This window comes from Streptomyces sp. NPDC097981 (genome assembly GCF_040302565.1).
Classification (GTDB): Bacteria; Actinomycetota; Actinomycetes; order Streptomycetales; family Streptomycetaceae; genus Streptomyces.
On the sequence record NZ_JBEORW010000127.1, the window covers coordinates 1 to 3,201 of the forward strand.

A 3,201-nucleotide genomic window follows, 5' to 3' on the forward strand; every position below is an offset into this window, starting at 1 on the left:
TTCAGAACTAACACAGTGGACGCGAGCAACTGAGGACAAGCCCTCGGCCTATTAGTACCAGTCAGCTCCACCCGTTACCGGGCTTCCACATCTGGCCTATCAACCCAGTCGTCTACTGGGAGCCTTACCCTCTCAAGGAGGTGGGAATACTCATCTTGAAGCAGGCTTCCCGCTTAGATGCTTTCAGCGGTTATCCCTCCCGAACGTAGCCAACCAGCCATGCCCTTGGCAGGACAACTGGCACACCAGAGGTTCGTCCGTCCCGGTCCTCTCGTACTAGGGACAGCCCTTCTCAATATTCCTACGCGCACAGCGGATAGGGACCGAACTGTCTCACGACGTTCTAAACCCAGCTCGCGTACCGCTTTAATGGGCGAACAGCCCAACCCTTGGGACCGACTCCAGCCCCAGGATGCGACGAGCCGACATCGAGGTGCCAAACCATCCCGTCGATATGGACTCTTGGGGAAGATCAGCCTGTTATCCCCGGGGTACCTTTTATCCGTTGAGCGACGGCGCTTCCACAAGCCACCGCCGGATCACTAGTCCCGACTTTCGTCCCTGCTCGACCCGTCGGTCTCACAGTCAAGCTCCCTTGTGCACTTACACTCAACACCTGATTGCCAACCAGGCTGAGGGAACCTTTGGGCGCCTCCGTTACCCTTTGGGAGGCAACCGCCCCAGTTAAACTACCCATCAGACACTGTCCCTGATCCGGATCACGGACCGAGGTTAGACATCCAGCACGACCAGAGTGGTATTTCAACGGCGACTCCACCCCAACTGGCGTTGGGGTTTCAAAGTCTCCCACCTATCCTACACAAGCCGAACCGAACACCAATATCAAACTGTAGTAAAGGTCCCGGGGTCTTTCCGTCCTGCTGCGCGAAACGAGCATCTTTACTCGTAGTGCAATTTCACCGGGCCTATGGTTGAGACAGTCGAGAAGTCGTTACGCCATTCGTGCAGGTCGGAACTTACCCGACAAGGAATTTCGCTACCTTAGGATGGTTATAGTTACCACCGCCGTTTACTGGCGCTTAAGTTCTCAGCTTCGCAACCCCGAAAGGTCACTAACCGGTCCCCTTAACGTTCCAGCACCGGGCAGGCGTCAGTCCGTATACATCGCCTTACGGCTTCGCACGGACCTGTGTTTTTAGTAAACAGTCGCTTCTCGCTGGTCTCTGCGGCCACCCCCAGCTCACGGAGCAAGTCCGATCACCAGTGATGGCCCCCCTTCTCCCGAAGTTACGGGGGCATTTTGCCGAGTTCCTTAACCATAGTTCACCCGAACGCCTCGGTATTCTCTACCTGACCACCTGAGTCGGTTTAGGGTACGGGCCGCCATGAAACTCGCTAGAGGCTTTTCTCGACAGCATAGGATCATCCACTTCACCACAATCGGCTCGGCATCAGGTCTCAGCCTTATATGAGGGACGGATTTGCCTACCCCTCGGCCTACACCCTTACCCCGGGACAACCACCGCCCGGGCTGGACTACCTTCCTGCGTCACCCCATCGCTTACCTACTACAAGTCTGGTTCGTCGGCTCCACCACTTTCCTTTCCCCGAAGGGTCCGGAACGGCTTCACGGACTTAGCATCGCCTGATTCGATATTGGGCGTTTCAAAGCGGGTACCGGAATATCAACCGGTTGTCCATCGACTACGCCTGTCGGCCTCGCCTTAGGTCCCGACTTACCCTGGGCAGATCAGCTTGACCCAGGAACCCTTAGTCAATCGGCGCACACGTTTCTCACGTGTGTATCGCTACTCATGCCTGCATTCTCACTCGTGAACCGTCCACAACTAGCTTCCGCTGCTGCTTCACCCGGCACACGACGCTCCCCTACCCATCACAGCCTCCGTTGGGAGTATTGCTGCAATGACACGACTTCGGCGGTACGCTTGAGCCCCGCTACATTGTCGGCGCGGAATCACTTGACCAGTGAGCTATTACGCACTCTTTCAAGGGTGGCTGCTTCTAAGCCAACCTCCTGGTTGTCTCTGCGACTCCACATCCTTTCCCACTTAGCGTACGCTTAGGGGCCTTAGTCGATGCTCTGGGCTGTTTCCCTCTCGACCATGGAGCTTATCCCCCACAGTCTCACTGCCGTGCTCTCACTTACCGGCATTCGGAGTTTGGCTAAGGTCAGTAACCCGGTAGGGCCCATCGCCTATCCAGTGCTCTACCTCCGGCAAGAAACACACGACGCTGCACCTAAATGCATTTCGGGGAGAACCAGCTATCACGGAGTTTGATTGGCCTTTCACCCCTAACCACAGGTCATCCCCCAGGTTTTCAACCCTGGTGGGTTCGGTCCTCCACGAAGTCTTACCTCCGCTTCAACCTGCCCATGGCTAGATCACTCCGCTTCGGGTCTAGAGCGTGCAACTCAATCGCCCTATTCGGACTCGCTTTCGCTACGGCTTCCCCACACGGGTTAACCTCGCTACACACCGCTAACTCGCAGGCTCATTCTTCAAAAGGCACGCAGTCACGAGACGTACAAGTACGTCCGACGCTCCCACGGCTTGTAGGCACACGGTTTCAGGTACTATTTCACTCCGCTCCCGCGGTACTTTTCACCATTCCCTCACGGTACTATCCGCTATCGGTCACCAGGGAATATTTAGGCTTAGCGGGTGGTCCCGCCAGATTCACACGGGATTTCTCGGGCCCCGTGCTACTTGGGAGATGAGCAAGCAAGCCGCTGATGTTTCGTCTACGGGGGTCTTACCCTCTACGCCGGACCTTTCGCATGTCCTTCGACTACACCAACGGTTTCTGACTCGCCGACCGGCCGGCAGACCGGTCAAGCTCATTCCCACAACCCCGCATGCGCAACCCCTGCCGGGTATCACACGCATACGGTTTGGCCTCATCCGGTTTCGCTCGCCACTACTCCCGGAATCACGGTTGTTTTCTCTTCCTGAGGGTACTGAGATGTTTCACTTCCCCTCGTTCCCTCCACACTGCCTATGTGTTCAGCAGTGGGTGACAGCCCATGACGACTGCCGGGTTTCCCCATTCGGACACCCCCGGATCAAAGCTCAGTTGGCAGCTCCCCGGGGCCTATCGCGGCCTCTCACGTCCTTCATCGGTTCCTGGTGCCAAGGCATCCACCGTGCGCCCTTAAAAACTTGGCCACAGATGCTCGCGTCCACTGTGTAGTTCTCAAACAACGACCAGCCACCCGTC

1 rRNA gene is annotated in these 3,201 nt (G+C 56.8%); it reads right to left on the reverse strand.

Annotated features, from left to right (window positions below):
• Positions 1–31: 31 nt before the first annotated feature.
• Positions 32–3,149: ribosomal RNA gene (locus ABTY04_RS40195) — 23S ribosomal RNA — on the reverse strand.
• Positions 3,150–3,201 lie beyond the last annotated feature (52 nt).